Below are 19,501 nucleotides of genomic sequence, written 5' to 3'. Positions count from 1 at the left end.
GAAGATTTCTAGGATATTAAAACATTCTTAAGGAACTTTGAAGAATTTAACTTAGTTAACTTTACCTAAACTTTTTATTTAAAATAGCATAAAAATAAAATAACTTAAAAATAATTTAACGGTTAAGTATTTTAAATAAAGAAAAATAGTATATTTGCACGCACAAAATTAACCTCTGACGAGAATCGTGAATGTTGTTTTTTGTAAACCATAAAACATAGATTAAAATGGAGTCTTTAGTAAAATTTGTACAAGACGAATTTGTAGCGAAAAATGATTTACCAAAATTTGCTGCTGGTGATACGATAACAGTTTATTACGAAATTAAAGAAGGAAATAAAACACGTACTCAGTTCTTTAGAGGTGTTGTTATCCAAAAAAGCGGTAATGGTAGCTCTGAAACATTTACTATTAGAAAAATGTCTGGAACTATTGGTGTTGAGCGTATTTTCCCAATAAACTTGCCTTCAATTCAAAAAATTGAGATCAATAAGAAAGGAAAGGTTCGTAGAGCTCGTATCTACTACTTTAGAGGTCTTACTGGTAAAAAAGCAAGAATTAAAGAAAGAAGAAACTAAACAAGAGTTTATATTTTCAAAAAGCGCAGTTTTCACTGCGCTTTTTTTATTAACAAAAGTTAACAACTTTGGTTTATACCTTCTTAATAACTAAACACTTAAAAAATCATTACTTAAATTTTAAACCCTTAATTTTGGAGTAATAAAGATCTTTATTATATATATTATTAGGTAATGTTTTGTTCCTTTTATAGCAAAGAGAGAGATCGTCGAAAAACATTTTATCCATAAGATGAATGGTTTACACATCTTAATTGAAGTAATAATAGTTATTGAATTAATAGAAAGAGTTACCTAATCTGAAGCCGCAAGGCTTCATAAAATAGCTAAACCTACTTAAGTTTATCTATTTTAAAAAGCCATATTAAAACCCAAAAATTTTAATATGGCTTTTACTTTCATCAACAAATCCTCAAAAAAGTCTTTTACAATTATTATAAAATCAATAAACCCACTGAATTAATAATAATTTTGCATCAAAAAATTCATAGGTTATTCATAAATTTGCCTGACTTCAAAATAATTAATTTAATTCTTACTTATGAGCAATACGGCTAAAATTATGTATACTAAAACGGATGAAGCTCCAGCGCTAGCTACTCGTTCGTTCTTACCTATAGTAAAAGCTTTTACAAAATCATCCAATATAGAAATTGAAATTAAAGATATTTCACTGGCAGGGCGTATTCTTGCTAATTTCTCTGATTTATTGCCAGAGGATCAAAAAGTTGAAGATACTTTAGCTTTTCTTGGTGATTTAGCAACTAAACCAGAAGCTAATATTATTAAGCTTCCAAACATTTCAGCTTCTGTTCCTCAGTTAAAAGCTGCAATTAAAGAATTACAAGATCTTGGTTTTGCACTTCCTGAATACCCAGAAGAAATAACTAATGATAATGATAAAGCTATTTTAGACCGTTACAACAAGGTAAAAGGATCTGCCGTAAACCCAGTTTTACGTGAAGGGAACTCTGACAGAAGAGCACCAAAGGCCGTAAAAAATTACGCTAAGAAAAATCCACATTCAATGGGTGCTTGGAGTCCTGACTCTAAAACACATGTTGCAACCATGAATGATGGAGACTTTGCACATAATGAAAAATCAGTTACTTTAAACAAAGCCACTGATATAAAAATAGTTCACACCAACACTAACGGAAACACTACAGTTTTAAAAGAAAAAGTTTCGTTATTAGATGGAGAAGTTATCGATGCTTCTTTAATGAACAAAAATAAACTTATCTCTTTTCTAGAAGAACAAGTTACTGCTGCTAAAAATGAAGGAATTCTTTTTTCACTTCACATGAAGGCAACTATGATGAAAGTTTCTGATCCAATTATTTTCGGGCATGCAGTAAAAGTATTCTTTAAAGATTTATTTGATAAACATGGTAAAACATTCGAAGAAATTGGTGTTGATGTAAATAACGGGTTTGGTAATTTATTAAGAAATTTAGAAGAAGTTTCCGACGAAAAGAAAGCAGAAATATTAAAAGATATTGAGGCTATTTACCAAAGTAATCCTGATCTTGCCATGGTAAACTCTGATAAAGGAATCACTAATTTACATGTTCCTTCAGATGTTATTATTGATGCTTCTATGCCAGCTATGATTCGTACTTCGGGTCAAATGTGGAATAAAGAAGGTAACACTCAAGATACAAAAGCAGTTATTCCTGACAGTTCTTATGCAGGATTATATCAAGAAACTATTGATTTTTGTAAAAAGAATGGTGCTTTTGATCCAACTACTATGGGAACAGTACCTAATGTTGGCTTAATGGCTAAGAAAGCTGAAGAGTATGGATCTCATGACAAGACTTTCGAAATCGCTTCAAATGGTAAAGTTCAAATTTTAGATAACGATAATAATATACTTATTGAACATACTGTAGAAGAAGGAGATATTTGGAGAATGTGTCAAACCAAAGATGCTCCTATTCAAGACTGGATTAAATTAGCTGTATCTAGAGCAAGAGCAACTGGGTCACCTGCCGTTTTCTGGTTAGGAAAAGATAGAGCTCATGATGCTGAGATTATTAAGAAAGTAGAAAAATACTTACCTAATCATGATACTTCTGGATTAGAAATTAAAATCTTATCTCCTGTAGAAGCTACTAAATATACACTAGAAAGAGTAAAAGCTGGTGAAGACACAATTTCTGTAACAGGAAATGTTTTACGTGATTATTTAACGGATCTATTCCCTATTCTTGAACTTGGTACATCTGCAAAAATGTTGTCAATTGTTCCTTTAATGAATGGTGGTGGTTTATTTGAAACTGGTGCTGGTGGTTCTGCTCCAAAACATGTCGAGCAGTTAACAGGAGAAAATCACTTGCGTTGGGATTCTTTGGGTGAATTTTTAGCATTGGCTGTTTCTTTAGAACACTTAGCTGAAGTAAACGATAATCCAAAAGCAAAAGTACTTGCTGATTCATTAGATTTTGCAACTGGGAAACTTTTAGAAAACAAAAAAGGTCCTTCAAGAAAAACTGGTGAGTTAGACAACAGAGGTTCTCATTTTTATTTAGCACTTTATTGGGCTGAAGCTCTTGCTAATCAAGACTCAGATAGCGAATTAAAATCTCAATTTTCAAGCATCGCTAAAAGTTTAGAAGAGAATGAGACATCTATTGTTGAGGAGTTAAATTCTGTCCAAGGGAATAATGTAAACATTGGAGGTTATTACGAACCCAATGATCAACTTGCAGATCCTATTATGAGACCTAGTAAAACATTCAATTTAATTATTGACAATATTAACGTTAAGGTTTCTTAATAAAGAAATCACAAAATAGAAACAAAAAAAGGAATCGAATTCGATTCCTTTTTTTTATTTACTATTTAGTATATATTATTTATGCATTGTCACTACTCTTTGTGGCAACGGAGCTTCATATCCTTCATTACCTAAAGCTTCCACTATTTTTTGTCTAGTATCCCAGTATACCTCCCAATAATTTTCGCTTTTCACGTATGGCAAAGCTAATAATTCAACACTATTTTCGCCCAAATTATTTACTGCCACTCTAGGTTGCATTCCTTCTGTTTTTAACACATTAATATCCTTTACCAAAACATCAAGTACAATATCTTTTGCCTTAGTAATATCAGCCCCGTACCTAATAGCAAAAGGCATATCTATACGTAAACTCCCAACAGTCGATAAATTGGTAATTTTTCCAGATGTAATAGCCGAATTAGGAATAATCTCTGTTTCCTTTTGAAAAGTTTCAATTACCGTAACAAAAACAGATATTTCCTTAACAAAACCAAAAGCTCCATTTGTTTTTATTAAATCTCCAACTTTAAACGGACGAAATATTAATAACATTATTCCAGAAGCCAAGTGCCCAAGAGAACCATTAAAGGCAGCACCAATAGCAATACCAATACCAGCTATTAAAGCTGCAAAAGTAGCCGTAGGCACACCAACTATCCCCGCAATTGAAATAATTAACAATGCTTTTAGAACAAATCCTAAAAGAGTTATTAAAAATGGCCTTAACGTTTCATCTATACGCCTTGATTCAAAGGCCCTAGAAACACCTTTCATAATGAATCGGATTATCCACAATCCAATTAATAAGGCAGCTAACGCTCCAAGGAGTTTAAGTCCCCAATCACCAATACCAGTAGCAATAGAATTATAAAAATTGGTTAAAGAATTCTGTATTGTTTCCATTATACTTTTAATTTTTTGATTTATATATAGTAAGACCCTACTTTTTTTTGTTGGTCACTTTAAGAAATTTAATACTTACGTAAAACCAATATTCGTAACTTTGTTATATGACATTTATAAAGACAACAGAACAAGACTCTAAGTATAACGATTTAGAAAAAAAAGAGCTCTCAGAAATTTTAAACGATATGAACCGTGAAGACAAAACAGTTCCTATCGCGGTTGAAAAAGCAATACCTCAAATTGAAAAATTGGTAGAGCAAATAGTTGCTAAACTTAAAAATAGTGGTCGCCTTTTCTACATAGGAGCAGGAACTAGTGGAAGACTAGGTATTGTTGATGCTAGTGAGTGCCCTCCCACTTTTGGTGTTTCTCATGAACTAGTAATTGGATTAATTGCTGGTGGAGATCAGGCAATTCGTAAGTCAGTTGAATTTGCAGAAGATTCACAAACACAAGGATGGGTAGACTTATCAAAACATAATATTAACGAAAATGATGTTGTTATAGGTATAGCGGCATCGGGAACTACTCCCTATGTTATTGCCGCTCTTGAAAAATGTAATAAGAATAATATTGTTACGGGATGTATTACTTGTAATGATAAAAGTCCATTGGCACTAACAGCTCAATTCCCTATTGTTGTTATCGTTGGACCAGAATATTTAACAGGTAGTTCAAGAATGAAAGCAGGTACAGCTCAAAAATTAGTTCTAAACATGATTTCTACTTCTACAATGATCCAGTTAGGTAAAGTAAAAGGAAATAAAATGGTAGACATGCAACTTTCAAACAATAAGTTAGTAAAACGTGGAATTGACATACTTAAATCAGAACTTAACATTGTGGAGTCAGAAGCCGAAATTTTAATAAAAACTTATGGCAATGTGAGAAATGCACTTAAAAACTATAAACAAAAATAACGATATGGAAAAAGGTTTTAGAAACACGCTCATCCTTCTATTTTTACTTATATTATCTCCTTTGTTTTTGAATATTTCATTTAAAGCCTTAAGAGTTTTTACAACTTCTCCAAAAATATTTATCGCCTATTCTTTATTTATTCTAAGTATTTTCTTAACTTTATATACAGTATATTTCGGATTTAAAACTATAAAAACCATTTTAGATTCTCTTTTCAAAGAATAAAAACGTTAATTTGAAGTATAGAATAAAGTATTATAAAATCTTTAATTGGGAGTACTGGCCATCGTCATTTTTTTACATCCCAAATATTCCCTATGCATTTTATTTAGCATGGAGAGCGAAGAAACTCACGTTTTTCACAGCGGCAAATCCGAGTATAAAAAGCTCAGGTAATGGAACTGAAAGTAAATACGAAACCATACAATTAATTCCTGAGAATTTAAGGCCAAAATCGCTACTGATTAAATCAACTACTAATTTTAATTCAGTACTTGAAGGGTTAATTGAAAAAAAGATCACATTTCCTTTAATTGCGAAACCAGATATAGGATTTAGAGGATTACTTGTACGAAAAATAAAATCAAAAAATGAGCTAAAAGAGTATTTAGAAAAATATAAAATTGACATTATTATTCAAGAATATGTTAATATGAATAATGAATGTGGTATCTTTTATATAAGAAATCCAAAAGCTCAGAAAGGAACAATCACCTCAATAACTTTAAAAAGATTTTTATCTGTTAGAGGTGACGGAACATCTACACTGAAAGATCTGGTTTTAAATGATGAAAGAGCTAAGCTATATTTTGATATTATTTGTAAAACTAATTTTTCGGAGTTGGAAAAAATCCCTAAGAAAAATGAATTGATCAGGTTATCTGTAATAGGAAATCATTCTAAAGGAACTCAATTTATTAATGGAAATTATTTGATCAGTAAGAAGCTTCATGAAACCTTTGATAAAATAAATAAATCAATTGATGGATGGTATTACGGACGTCTCGACATAAAATATAACTCATTCGAAGAACTCGAAAGAGGAGAAAACATTAAAATACTTGAAATAAATGGCATTATAGCTGAACCAACTCACATATATGATAGTGAAAACTTTACCTACCTAGAAGCCTTAAAAGAAATTCGAAATCATTGGAAAAACCTATACAATATATCTACTACAAATCATAAGGCTTTAAAGATTCCCTACAAGAATACAAGGGAATTTTCCAAGGAAATATTGCAGTTAAAAAACTATATATCAACTATTAAAAATATAATTTAAACCCTATATTTGTGACTATTTAAAGAAAACAACGTCTAAATATTATATAACCCCTTATATTTATTGGAGCTATCTCAACTTCAATGAATTAATAACGTGATATTATGAAGAGAATTATTATTTTATTTGCTCTGATTTTTACATCAATTGCTAGCACCTTAGGTCAAGTAAAAATCGGAGATAATCCCAATGTAATTAATGGAAGTTCCGTTTTAGAACTCGAAAGCAGTGACAAGGTACTTGTAATTACTAGAGTTACCGACAATCAAATGAACTTGATTTTCCCTCTAGAAGGAGCCATTGTTTATAACACAGATCAAGATTGTATTTTCCAATATGGCAATATGACCTGGACAAGCTTATGTGATCAGGTTGGAAGTCGTCCTCTAGAATTTGATACCAACACGAACATATTGTCATTGGGTGATTGGGGACAGGTTAACTTAAGCTCATTGATCGATGATGCCGATAATGATCCTACAAACGAAATCCAGATTCTTACTTTTGACAACACCACCAATACTTTAAATTTAGTAAATGGTGGTAGTGTGAATTTGGGAGATGTTATTAGCGACATCGAGACAATTACAACAATTGTTGAAGGTTCTAATGGAACATTTACGTATACTAATGAAAGCGGTGCTCAAACTATTATTGATGTCAAAAACCTTGAAACACTTACATCTCTTGTTCTAAACAATGATAATATAAATATCGATTATACTGATGAGGATGGGGTTACTAATCAATTAGATCTTACTAATGTTGTTAGAAATCTTGAAACGTTGACTACTATTGTTGAAGGTTCTAATGGAATCTTTACTTATACTGACGAAAATGGGGGGCTACTAATATTGATGTTAAAAACTTAGAAACATTAACAACCATAGCTCTTAACGCTGATAATACAAACATTGACTATACCGATGAAGATGGAGTAACTACTCAACTTGATTTGACCAATGTGGTTCAAAACCTTGAAACGTTGACTACTATTGTTGAAGGTTCTAATGGTATTTTCACATACACCGATGAAAATGGTGCAACTACGAATATTGATGTTAAGAATTTAGAAACTTTAACATCCATAGCTCTTAATCCAGACAATACCAACATCGACTATACTGATGAAGATGGAGTAACTACTCAACTTGATCTGACCAATGTGGTTCAAAACCTTGAAACGTTGACTACTATTGTTGAAGGTTCTAATGGAATCTTTACTTATACTGACGAAAATGGGGGGGCTACTAATATTGATGTTAAAAACTTAGAAACATTAACAACCATAGCTCTTAATGCAGACAATACAAACATCGACTATACAGATGAAGATGGTGTAACAAACCAAATTAATCTATCAACATTTTTAGACAATACAGATGCTCAAACAATTACACTTGATAATACCACAAATATATTAACTCTTAGTAATGGTACTACATCTGATACTACGGCTAACTTATCTGTATATCTTGACAACACGGATTCGCAAGGACTTTCTAATAGTATTGTAACTCTAAATCAATCAATTGAAATTCAAATAACAAACGGAACAAATACAACTATTGATATTAGAGATGCTGATGCGGATCCTACCAACGAACACAATACAGGAATTGCTTTTGATGGAACTTCTTTAACAATTACTGATAGCGGTGGAGATCAAACTATAGATATATCTGGTGTTAGTACTGATGATCAAAATCTAGGAGCTGCTACTTTAACTGGTGAAAACTTAGAAATAAATATCGAAAATGGTACCAATACAATAGCTGACCTTAGTGATTTTGCTTTGGATACTGATGTTACTGCCGTACAAAACGATGTTAATCAAAATGAAACTGATAGTGATGCTGCTGATGCTGCTTTACAAACAGCTTTAAATGCTCACATAACTGCTGATTTAGATACGGATCCTACCAACGAACACAATACAGGAATTGCTTTTGATGGAACTTCTTTAACAATTACTGATAGCGGTGGAGATCAAACTATAGATATATCTGGTGTTAGTACTGATGATCAAAATCTAGGAGCTGCTACTTTAACTGGTGAAAACTTAGAAATAAATATCGAAAATGGTACCAATACAACAGCTGACCTTAGTGATTTTGCTTTGGATACTGATGTTACTGCCGTACAAAACGATGTTAATCAAAATGAAACTGATAGTGATGCTGCTGATGCTGCTTTACAAACAGCTTTAAATGCTCACATAACTGCTGATTTAGATACGGATCCTACCAACGAACACAATACAGGAATTGCTTTTGATGGAACTTCTTTAACAATTACTGATAGCGGTGGAGATCAAACTATAGATATATCTGGTGTTAGTACTGATGATCAAAATCTAGGAGCTGCTACTTTAACTGGTGAAAACTTAGAAATAAATATCGAAAATGGTACCAATACAATAGCTGACCTTAGTGATTTTGCTTTGGATACTGATGTTACTGCCGTACAAAACGATGTTAATCAAAATGAAACTGATAGTGATGCTGCTGATGCTGCTTTACAAACAGCTTTAAATGCTCACATAACTGCTGATTTAGATACGGATCCTACCAACGAACACAATACAGGAATTGCTTTTGATGGAACTTCTTTAACAATTACTGATAGCGGTGGAGATCAAACTATAGATATATCTGGTGTTAGTACTGATGATCAAAATCTAGGAGCTGCTACTTTAACTGGTGAAAACTTAGAAATAAATATCGAAAATGGTACCAATACAACAGCTGACCTTAGTGATTTTGCTTTGGATACTGATGTTACTGCCGTACAAAACGATGTTAATCAAAATGAAACTGATAGTGATGCTGCTGATGCTGCTTTACAAACAGCTTTAAATGCTCACATAACTGCTGATTTAGATACGGATCCTACCAACGAACACAATACAGGAATTGCTTTTGATGGAACTTCTTTAACAATTACTGATAGCGGTGGAGATCAAACTATAGATATATCTGGTGTTAGTACTGATGATCAAAATCTAGGAGCTGCTACTTTAACTGGTGAAAACTTAGAAATAAATATCGAAAATGGTACCAATACAACAGCTGACCTTAGTGATTTTGCTTTGGATACTGATGTTACTGCCGTACAAAACGATGTTAATCAAAATGAAACTGATAGTGATGCTGCTGATGCTGCTTTACAAACAGCTTTAAATGCTCACATAACTGCTGATTTAGATACGGATCCTACCAACGAACACAATACAGGAATTGCTTTTGATGGAACTTCTTTAACAATTACTGATAGCGGTGGAGATCAAACTATAGATATATCTGGTGTTAGTACTGATGATCAAAATCTAGGAGCTGCTACTTTAACTGGTGAAAACTTAGAAATAAATATCGAAAATGGTACCAATACAACAGCTGACCTTAGTGATTTTGCTTTGGATACTGATGTTACTGCCGTACAAAACGATGTTAATCAAAATGAAACTGATAGTGATGCTGCTGATGCTGCTTTACAAACAGCTTTAAATGCTCACATAACTGCTGATTTAGATACGGATCCTACCAACGAACACAATACAGGAATTGCTTTTGATGGAACTTCTTTAACAATTACTGATAGCGGTGGAGATCAAACTATAGATATATCTGGTGTTAGTACTGATGATCAAAATCTAGGAGCTGCTACTTTAACTGGTGAAAACTTAGAAATAAATATCGAAAATGGTACCAATACAACAGCTGACCTTAGTGATTTTGCTTTGGATACTGATGTTACTGCCGTACAAAACGATGTTAATCAAAATGAAACTGATAGTGATGCTGCTGATGCTGCTTTACAAACAGCTTTAAATGCTCACATAACTGCTGATTTAGATACGGATCCTACCAACGAACACAATACAGGAATTGCTTTTGATGGAACTTCTTTAACAATTACTGATAGCGGTGGAGATCAAACTATAGATATATCTGGTGTTAGTACTGATGATCAAAATCTAGGAGCTGCTACTTTAACTGGTGAAAACTTAGAAATAAATATCGAAAATGGTACCAATACAACAGCTGACCTTAGTGATTTTGCTTTGGATACTGATGTTACTGCCGTACAAAACGATGTTAATCAAAATGAAACTGATAGTGATGCTGCTGATGCTGCTTTACAAACAGCTTTAAATGCTCACATAACTGCTGATTTAGATACGGATCCTACCAACGAACACAATACAGGAATTGCTTTTGATGGAACTTCTTTAACAATTACTGATAGCGGTGGAGATCAAACTATAGATATATCTGGTGTTAGTACTGATGATCAAAATCTAGGAGCTGCTACTTTAACTGGTGAAAACTTAGAAATAAATATCGAAAATGGTACCAATACAACAGCTGACCTTAGTGATTTTGCTTTGGATACTGATGTTACTGCCGTACAAAACGATGTTAATCAAAATGAAACTGATAGTGATGCTGCTGATGCTGCTTTACAAACAGCTTTAAATGCTCACATAACTGCTGATTTAGATACGGATCCTACCAACGAACACAATACAGGAATTGCTTTTGATGGAACTTCTTTAACAATTACTGATAGCGGTGGAGATCAAACTATAGATATATCTGGTGTTAGTACTGATGATCAAAATCTAGGAGCTGCTACTTTAACTGGTGAAAACTTAGAAATAAATATCGAAAATGGTACCAATACAACAGCTGACCTTAGTGATTTTGCTTTGGATACTGATGTTACTGCCGTACAAAACGATGTTAATCAAAATGAAACTGATAGTGATGCTGCTGATGCTGCTTTACAAACAGCTTTAAATGCTCACATAACTGCTGATTTAGATACGGATCCTACCAACGAACACAATACAGGAATTGCTTTTGATGGAACTTCTTTAACAATTACTGATAGCGGTGGAGATCAAACTATAGATATATCTGGTGTTAGTACTGATGATCAAAATCTAGGAGCTGCTACTTTAACTGGTGAAAACTTAGAAATAAATATCGAAAATGGTACCAATACAATAGCTGACCTTAGTGATTTTGCTTTGGATACTGATGTTACTGCCGTACAAAACGATGTTAATCAAAATGAAACTGATAGTGATGCTGCTGATGCTGCTTTACAAACAGCTTTAAATGCTCACATAACTGCTGATTTAGATACGGATCCTACCAACGAACACAATACAGGAATTGCTTTTGATGGAACTTCTTTAACAATTACTGATAGCGGTGGAGATCAAACTATAGATATATCTGGTGTTAGTACTGATGATCAAAATCTAGGAGCTGCTACTTTAACTGGTGAAAACTTAGAAATAAATATCGAAAATGGTACCAATACAACAGCTGACCTTAGTGATTTTGCTTTGGATACTGATGTTACTGCCGTACAAAACGATGTTAATCAAAATGAAACTGATAGTGATGCTGCTGATGCTGCTTTACAAACAGCTTTAAATGCTCACATAACTGCTGATTTAGATACGGATCCTACCAACGAACACAATACAGGAATTGCTTTTGATGGAACTTCTTTAACAATTACTGATAGCGGTGGAGATCAAACTATAGATATATCTGGTGTTAGTACTGATGATCAAAATCTAGGAGCTGCTACTTTAACTGGTGAAAACTTAGAAATAAATATCGAAAATGGTACCAATACAATAGCTGACCTTAGTGATTTTGCTTTGGATACTGATGTTACTGCCGTACAAAACGATGTTAATCAAAATGAAACTGATAGTGATGCTGCTGATGCTGCTTTACAAACAGCTTTAAATGCTCACATAACTGCTGATTTAGATACGGATCCTACCAACGAACACAATACAGGAATTGCTTTTGATGGAACTTCTTTAACAATTACTGATAGCGGTGGAGATCAAACTATAGATATATCTGGTGTTAGTACTGATGATCAAAATCTAGGAGCTGCTACTTTAACTGGTGAAAACTTAGAAATAAATATCGAAAATGGTACCAATACAACAGCTGACCTTAGTGATTTTGCTTTGGATACTGATGTTACTGCCGTACAAAACGATGTTAATCAAAATGAAACTGATAGTGATGCTGCTGATGCTGCTTTACAAACAGCTTTAAATGCTCACATAACTGCTGATTTAGATACGGATCCTACCAACGAACACAATACAGGAATTGCTTTTGATGGAACTTCTTTAACAATTACTGATAGCGGTGGAGATCAAACTATAGATATATCTGGTGTTAGTACTGATGATCAAAATCTAGGAGCTGCTACTTTAACTGGTGAAAACTTAGAAATAAATATCGAAAATGGTACCAATACAACAGCTGACCTTAGTGATTTTGCTTTGGATACTGATGTTACTGCCGTACAAAACGATGTTAATCAAAATGAAACTGATAGTGATGCTGCTGATGCTGCTTTACAAACAGCTTTAAATGCTCACATAACTGCTGATTTAGATACGGATCCTACCAACGAACACAATACAGGAATTGCTTTTGATGGAACTTCTTTAACAATTACTGATAGCGGTGGAGATCAAACTATAGATATATCTGGTGTTAGTACTGATGATCAAAATCTAGGAGCTGCTACTTTAACTGGTGAAAACTTAGAAATAAATATCGAAAATGGTACCAATACAATAGCTGACCTTAGTGATTTTGCTTTGGATACTGATGTTACTGCCGTACAAAACGATGTTAATCAAAATGAAACTGATAGTGATGCTGCTGATGCTGCTTTACAAACAGCTTTAAATGCTCACATAACTGCTGATTTAGATACGGATCCTACCAACGAACACAATACAGGAATTGCTTTTGATGGAACTTCTTTAACAATTACTGATAGCGGTGGAGATCAAACTATAGATATATCTGGTGTTAGTACTGATGATCAAAATCTAGGAGCTGCTACTTTAACTGGTGAAAACTTAGAAATAAATATCGAAAATGGTACCAATACAACAGCTGACCTTAGTGATTTTGCTTTGGATACTGATGTTACTGCCGTACAAAACGATGTTAATCAAAATGAAACTGATAGTGATGCTGCTGATGCTGCTTTACAAACAGCTTTAAATGCTCACATAACTGCTGATTTAGATACGGATCCTACCAACGAACACAATACAGGAATTGCTTTTGATGGAACTTCTTTAACAATTACTGATAGCGGTGGAGATCAAACTATAGATATATCTGGTGTTAGTACTGATGATCAAAATCTAGGAGCTGCTACTTTAACTGGTGAAAACTTAGAAATAAATATCGAAAATGGTACCAATACAATAGCTGACCTTAGTGATTTTGCTTTGGATACTGATGTTACTGCCGTACAAAACGATGTTAATCAAAATGAAACTGATAGTGATGCTGCTGATGCTGCTTTACAAACAGCTTTAAATGCTCACATAACTGCTGATTTAGATACGGATCCTACCAACGAACACAATACAGGAATTGCTTTTGATGGAACTTCTTTAACAATTACTGATAGCGGTGGAGATCAAACTATAGATATATCTGGTGTTAGTACTGATGATCAAAATCTAGGAGCTGCTACTTTAACTGGTGAAAACTTAGAAATAAATATCGAAAATGGTACCAATACAACAGCTGACCTTAGTGATTTTGCTTTGGATACTGATGTTACTGCCGTACAAAACGATGTTAATCAAAATGAAACTGATAGTGATGCTGCTGATGCTGCTTTACAAACAGCTTTAAATGCTCACATAACTGCTGATTTAGATACGGATCCTACCAACGAACACAATACAGGAATTGCTTTTGATGGAACTTCTTTAACAATTACTGATAGCGGTGGAGATCAAACTATAGATATATCTGGTGTTAGTACTGATGATCAAAATCTAGGAGCTGCTACTTTAACTGGTGAAAACTTAGAAATAAATATCGAAAATGGTACCAATACAACAGCTGACCTTAGTGATTTTGCTTTGGATACTGATGTTACTGCCGTACAAAACGATGTTAATCAAAATGAAACTGATAGTGATGCTGCTGATGCTGCTTTACAAACAGCTTTAAATGCTCACATAACTGCTGATTTAGATACGGATCCTACCAACGAACACAATACAGGAATTGCTTTTGATGGAACTTCTTTAACAATTACTGATAGCGGTGGAGATCAAACTATAGATATATCTGGTGTTAGTACTGATGATCAAAATCTAGGAGCTGCTACTTTAACTGGTGAAAACTTAGAAATAAATATCGAAAATGGTACCAATACAACAGCTGACCTTAGTGATTTTGCTTTGGATACTGATGTTACTGCCGTACAAAACGATGTTAATCAAAATGAAACTGATAGTGATGCTGCTGATGCTGCTTTACAAACAGCTTTAAATGCTCACATAACTGCTGATTTAGATACGGATCCTACCAACGAAGTAGGAACGTACACTAACACGACGACAGGAACAACCCACAAAATTGGAGAATACCGTGCTACTCCAACAGCTACTTCAGTGGATGTAAACGAAACTGTTACCTCACTTTCTCAAAATACAACAACAGGAGTTATCACTTATAGTAATGAAACCGCAACTAATCAAACTGCGAATGTTGTTGCTGCTGAAACTGATAATAAATTAACTGTTGGTGCAAATGGTGGAGCTTACTTTGCAGGGCCTGTAACTGTTGCGGCAGGTAAAGTAAGCGGAGCTGGTACAGCTTTAAAAATTTATGGTGCAACCGTTACTAGGGTTGATGAAGGTGATTATCAAGTTACATTTACTACACCTAGATCAGACGCAAACTATGTTATTCAATTGTCAATAGCAGACTGTGCAGGAGATTGTCCTGGTAATACAACAACCAATTATGATGACCCAGGAGTCACTTATTACCAACAAACCGCTAATGGTTTCAGAGTTAATATTGGAGATAGCGATAATGGTGGGAATCAAAAAGATGATATTGATTTAGAATTTATGTTTAACGTAATTGATTTTTAATCCATGAAAATCTCGTTAAAAATAATCTTCCTTTTTTTTTCGTCTGTTGCTATAGCACAGATTGATAGTAATTCTGTTTTAGGTTTACCATTAGTTAGTAGTACTACAGAAATGAACTCTATAAATGGAGCCCAAGAGGGCTCCATAGTTTATAATGAAAGTCAAAAAGGAATCTATATTTTTAATGGGACGAATTGGGTATCTCCTAGTGGAAGCAATTGGCTAATTACCGGAAATAACGGTACAACCTCTTCCAATTTCCTTGGAACCACAAATGATATAAAAATGCAAATTCGCTCTAATAATTTACCTTTATTAGAATTTGGAAGAAGGCAAACACTTGGCTTAGTCCAAAATTTCCCAGACTATACGGATACTAATCAACCCTTAATACACTTAAATGGTAATGGAAATGTTGCTGCTCTTCAGTTTGCGGCATCTGGAGCCTCTTTTTATCGACCTATGTTCTTTACTACTGCAAACGGTAGTTTTCGATTAAAAGGTAGTAGTGGTGGAACTGATTTATTTGAAATTGGTTCAGCTGGTCCTGCTAATGATGGAAGAATGGAATTCATTATCGGTGATGACGGAAATGAACCGATTGTATTCAAAAGGTATGATTATCGCAATGGTAGATTTCATACAGAATTGTTCAGAGTGCAAGGTAGTAATGGCGGCGCCAATGCGAAACCTAGATTTGGAATTAATATAAATCCTCAACAAGTTTCCTTAGACCCAACTTACAACGACACGTCTAGCTCTGGATATAATGTTGCTAATTCCACTTTACAAGTCGGTGGTTCTATTTCAACTGCTATCTTAAGAACAACCTCGAATATATCATTAAATGAAGATCATCATACTGTAATTATAACAGGAACACATAACATAACTTTACCCGCAGCTAACAGTTGTAGTGGTCGTCTATATATAATTAAAAATATATCTGGAAATAATAGAACTATATCAACATATAAAACTCTCAGTAATGGGAATTCAACAACTGTTTTTAACAGTACTGCCTTATGGCTTCAAAGTGATGGCACTAGTTGGCAACGTATAAATTGATAATTATAGATAAAATGAACAAGTTAATCCCCTTTCTTTTTTTATTTTTTTCTACTTACTTGCTTACAGGACAAATTGATGAAAACTCCCTTATCAGTTTACCTGCGGCAACAACCACTGAATTAGATAATATTACTTCTCCAAAATTAGGAAGCATTGCTTTTGACACTTCTAAAGATAGAGTTGTTGAATATACCAGTTCGGGTTGGCAGGAAATGTTAACAACCAGTAACATTTATGTTGGTGCTTTTATAATTTCTTCCGCAGGAAGTCAAACGATATCAGGGGTACCATTCTCCCCTACTTCTATAACATTTAGCGCTCATGCTAATGTCGAAAGCTTTAATGTTAATAGTGATAATGGTGTTGGCAATAATAACACAGGACTCAATAACTCCTATGGAACCATGACTGGGTTTGCCAGAAATGATGCTGGTACAATTGTCCAACAGGTAATTTATGTTGGTGGTCATGGAAATTCCATAAATGATATTTCTAGATATGCCAGTAATTCCAATTGTATTGGTATAAGGTATGGAAATCAAAATGGAGATAACCTTGGTGTAGTATCAGCTTCACTAACATCCTTTAACACAAACGGATTCAATATTAACATATCAAAAACGGGTACAGCAGCTACAGAAAACTTAGTCGTTCTTTTTACTGCTTATAAATAACCTACATTATGAAAAATTTTTATATCTTTTTTTTATTTGCTTTTTTTAGCCATAAAGCATTTATGCAAATCGATGCGAATTCAGTAATGGGAATACCTTCAGCTACTGATGACACTGAAATCAATGGTATTACAGGAGCTAATGAGGGTTCAATGGTATATAATATTGCACAAAAAAACATATACATATTTGATGGAACTAATTGGGTTCCTGTTAATAAAGAAAAAAATACAGTTGGAGATATTAAATATAGTTCACAATCATCAGATCACAATGGATGGTACTTATTAAATGGTAGAGCAACATCAACTCTATCTTCGAATGTACAATCTAACGCTTCTGGTTTAGGTTTTACAACAAACTTACCAAATGCCCAAGATCGTGTATTGAAACACCCAAGTGCAGGCGAAAGTATTGGAGATACTGGAGGTCAAGCAGCAACCACTTTAACTAGAGCAAATTTACCCAATGTAAACTTTACTGGAACTACGTCTTCCAACGGAAACCATTCACATACAATCAATAGAGGTATCGGAACTGATCAAGTTAGGCACAATAGTGACGCAAGCCGAACATTTTTTAATCAAGGAGGAACTACAAACACCAGTACCACCGGTAATCATAACCATACAGTTACAGTATCGACTGGTGGTAGCAGTCAAGCATTTGAAAGATATCAACCCTATTTAGTTTTTAACACTTTTATTTATTTAGGTTTATGAGAAATTATATCGTGATTTTAATCTTTACATTTGCCGTTCAAATAATAAAGGCTCAAATAGATGCTAATTCTGTAAAAGGTATTCCTGTTGTTTCCAATGATACCGAAATGAATAGTATTACAGGCGCTAGTGAAGGTTCTATACTTTATAACATTACTCATGAAAATATATATTTATTTAACGGAACCAATTGGATTCCTGTCAACAGGGAGTCAATTTCATTAGGTGAGGTCAAATACAGTGTCCTGGCATCTGATCATGGTGGATGGTACATACTCAATGGAAGAACTACAAGTTCTCTTCCAGCCAGTGCTCAAACAAATGCAACCAATTTAGGTTTTACAACAAATATACCTAATTCACAGAATAGAATATTAAAACACCCTACATCTATACAAAGTACGGGCGATATAGGAGGATCTGCGACTTCCGTTTTAACAAGAGCAAATCTTCCAAATATTAATTTTACAGGAACCACTTCCTCCAACGGGAGTCATAGGCATACTTTTAACAGATCTACTGGATCAGACCAAATTCGAAATGGAGCTGATGCAAATAGAACTTTTTTTAATCAAACAGGAACAACCAATACCAGTACTTCTGGAAACCATAACCATACCATTACTGTAAATAGTGGTGGAAGCAACCAATCATTTGAAAGATACCAACCATATTTAGTTGTTAACACATTTATTTATTTAGGTTTATGATAAGAAAAATAATTACAATTTCTGTTTTCGTTTTTGCGTCAACACAGTATTGTTACTCGCAATTAGACGCTAATTCTGTAATTGGCTTACCCAATGCATCAGACGATACGGAAATGAACAATCTAACAGGTGCAAATGAAGGTTCATTGCTATATAATTCAAGTCAAAAAAATATCTTCTTTTTTGATGGTACAAACTGGACTTCCCCTTCAAGTTTAGGATCAAACCTTTATTCGATAAACGGAACATTATCTAGTTCAAGAACAGTAAACGGAGGAGGAAATTCTCTCACTTTAAATAATTTAAACACATTTCAATTATTCACCAATACCGCATCTCAGTTTTTTTCTGTTGGTGCAATGCAATTCAGTTCTACTGGAAGTACAATTCAAGTAACTGGAACATTTGGAGTAGAAATTAATGCCATTGCTAATGGAATAACCTTAAATGGTAATACATCAGTTTCAAACAACTTAAGTGTAACAGGTTCCTTTGCCGATAGTTCAGGATCGACTGGAACAAATGGACAAATCTTAACTTCCACAGTTACCGGAACTCAATGGAATGATCCAGCTACCGCTGAAGTAGTAAATCAAGTTTCAAATTATACTTTAACAGCAAATGATAACGGAAAAGTGTTTACATTCAATAGTACGGGCAATCTTACATTAACAGTGCCAAGTGGATTACCTATTGGTTTTAATATAAGTATATATCAAATCAACACAGGTAGAGTTACCATAAGTGGTGCTGGAGGTGTTAGCATATTAAATCGTTTATCCAGATTTACAACAGCTGGCCAACATGCTGGAGCTGGTCTTGTATCTACTAGTACTAATAATTTTCATTTAACAGGAGATTTAAGATTATAA

Annotated in this window: 13 protein-coding genes; 12 read left to right on the top strand and 1 reads right to left on the bottom strand. The window is 33.8% G+C overall.

What is annotated here, in order from left to right; all coding sequences use genetic code 11:
• Positions 1 to 227 precede the first annotated feature (227 nt).
• Both rplS and BLW23_RS01130 read left to right on the top strand, forming a co-directional pair.
• Positions 228 to 578 (top strand): 50S ribosomal protein L19, encoded by a 351-nt coding sequence (rplS, locus tag BLW23_RS01135; protein WP_093667416.1) that lies wholly within the window; start codon positions 228 to 230, stop codon positions 576 to 578.
• A 541-nt stretch (positions 579 to 1,119) separates the two neighbouring features.
• The gene (locus tag BLW23_RS01130; RefSeq protein ID WP_093667415.1) at positions 1,120 to 3,360 is read left to right on the top strand and encodes an NADP-dependent isocitrate dehydrogenase; all 2,241 of its coding nucleotides are present in this window, start codon (positions 1,120 to 1,122) and stop codon (positions 3,358 to 3,360) included.
• A 75-nt stretch (positions 3,361 to 3,435) separates the two neighbouring features.
• On the opposite strand, the gene BLW23_RS01125 is transcribed toward BLW23_RS01130, so the two are convergent.
• Entirely contained in the window at positions 3,436 to 4,266 is an 831-nt protein-coding gene (locus tag BLW23_RS01125) for a mechanosensitive ion channel family protein (protein ID WP_093667414.1), read from the bottom strand.
• A gap of 107 nt (positions 4,267 to 4,373) precedes the next feature.
• On the opposite strand from BLW23_RS01125, the gene murQ reads away from it, so the two are divergent.
• The 10 genes from murQ (at position 4,374) to BLW23_RS01075 (ending at position 19,501) form a co-directional block, all read left to right on the top strand.
• Positions 4,374 to 5,189 carry an N-acetylmuramic acid 6-phosphate etherase gene (gene murQ / locus BLW23_RS01120; protein ID WP_093667413.1) on the top strand — a complete coding sequence of 272 codons (816 nt, stop codon included), beginning with the start codon at positions 4,374 to 4,376 and terminating at the stop codon, positions 5,187 to 5,189.
• Positions 5,161 to 5,415, top strand: a complete 255-nt coding sequence (locus tag BLW23_RS23890) for a DUF6095 family protein (protein ID WP_093667412.1) — start codon at positions 5,161 to 5,163, stop codon at positions 5,413 to 5,415. Before murQ ends, BLW23_RS23890 begins: the two co-directional genes overlap by 29 nt.
• Positions 5,416 to 5,425: 10 nt before the next feature.
• The gene (locus BLW23_RS01110; RefSeq protein WP_093667411.1) at positions 5,426 to 6,475 is read left to right on the top strand and encodes an ATP-grasp domain-containing protein; all 1,050 of its coding nucleotides are present in this window, start codon (positions 5,426 to 5,428) and stop codon (positions 6,473 to 6,475) included.
• 104 nt (positions 6,476 to 6,579) lie between these two features.
• On the top strand, positions 6,580 to 7,347 hold the full coding sequence (locus BLW23_RS01105) for a hypothetical protein (protein WP_093667410.1): 768 nt from the start codon (positions 6,580 to 6,582) through the stop codon (positions 7,345 to 7,347).
• A 113-nt stretch (positions 7,348 to 7,460) separates the two neighbouring features.
• Positions 7,461 to 15,452 (top strand): beta strand repeat-containing protein, encoded by a 7,992-nt coding sequence (locus BLW23_RS01100; protein WP_143032071.1) that lies wholly within the window; start codon positions 7,461 to 7,463, stop codon positions 15,450 to 15,452.
• Between the two features lie 3 nt (positions 15,453 to 15,455).
• Positions 15,456 to 16,520, top strand: a complete 1,065-nt coding sequence (locus BLW23_RS01095; protein WP_093667408.1) for a hypothetical protein — start codon at positions 15,456 to 15,458, stop codon at positions 16,518 to 16,520.
• 14 nt (positions 16,521 to 16,534) lie between these two features.
• Positions 16,535 to 17,197, top strand: coding sequence for a hypothetical protein (locus tag BLW23_RS01090; protein ID WP_093667407.1), 663 nt, complete (start codon positions 16,535 to 16,537; stop codon positions 17,195 to 17,197).
• Positions 17,198 to 17,205: 8 nt separating this feature from the next.
• Positions 17,206 to 17,919 (top strand): hypothetical protein, encoded by a 714-nt coding sequence (locus tag BLW23_RS01085; RefSeq protein ID WP_093667406.1) that lies wholly within the window; start codon positions 17,206 to 17,208, stop codon positions 17,917 to 17,919.
• Positions 17,916 to 18,629, top strand: coding sequence for a hypothetical protein (locus BLW23_RS01080; RefSeq protein WP_093667405.1), 714 nt, complete (start codon positions 17,916 to 17,918; stop codon positions 18,627 to 18,629). Before BLW23_RS01085 ends, BLW23_RS01080 begins: the two co-directional genes overlap by 4 nt.
• A complete protein-coding gene (locus tag BLW23_RS01075) occupies positions 18,626 to 19,501 on the top strand; it encodes a hypothetical protein (RefSeq protein ID WP_093667404.1) in 876 nt (291 codons plus the stop codon). The genes BLW23_RS01080 and BLW23_RS01075 overlap by 4 nt, the downstream gene beginning before the upstream one ends.

Origin of the sequence: Tenacibaculum sp. MAR_2009_124 (assembly GCF_900105455.1) — a bacterium.
Lineage (GTDB): Bacteria > Bacteroidota > Bacteroidia > Flavobacteriales > Flavobacteriaceae > Polaribacter.
Note: the sequence above shows the minus strand (reverse complement) of the source record. Positions and strands in the feature narration are given on the sequence as shown.

Coding starts and splice junctions, on each gene's coding strand:
- rplS (WP_093667416.1), top strand. CDS start 228: ATGGAGTCTTTAGTAAAATTTGTACAAGACGAATTTGTAGCGAAAAAT.
- BLW23_RS01085 (WP_093667406.1), top strand. CDS start 17,206: ATGAAAAATTTTTATATCTTTTTTTTATTTGCTTTTTTTAGCCATAAA.
- BLW23_RS01075 (WP_093667404.1), top strand. CDS start 18,626: ATGATAAGAAAAATAATTACAATTTCTGTTTTCGTTTTTGCGTCAACA.
- BLW23_RS01130 (WP_093667415.1), top strand. CDS start 1,120: ATGAGCAATACGGCTAAAATTATGTATACTAAAACGGATGAAGCTCCA.
- BLW23_RS23890 (WP_093667412.1), top strand. CDS start 5,161: ATGCACTTAAAAACTATAAACAAAAATAACGATATGGAAAAAGGTTTT.
- murQ (WP_093667413.1), top strand. CDS start 4,374: ATGACATTTATAAAGACAACAGAACAAGACTCTAAGTATAACGATTTA.
- BLW23_RS01080 (WP_093667405.1), top strand. CDS start 17,916: ATGAGAAATTATATCGTGATTTTAATCTTTACATTTGCCGTTCAAATA.
- BLW23_RS01090 (WP_093667407.1), top strand. CDS start 16,535: ATGAACAAGTTAATCCCCTTTCTTTTTTTATTTTTTTCTACTTACTTG.
- BLW23_RS01105 (WP_093667410.1), top strand. CDS start 6,580: ATGAAGAGAATTATTATTTTATTTGCTCTGATTTTTACATCAATTGCT.
- BLW23_RS01125 (WP_093667414.1), bottom strand. CDS start 4,266: ATGGAAACAATACAGAATTCTTTAACCAATTTTTATAATTCTATTGCT.
- BLW23_RS01095 (WP_093667408.1), top strand. CDS start 15,456: ATGAAAATCTCGTTAAAAATAATCTTCCTTTTTTTTTCGTCTGTTGCT.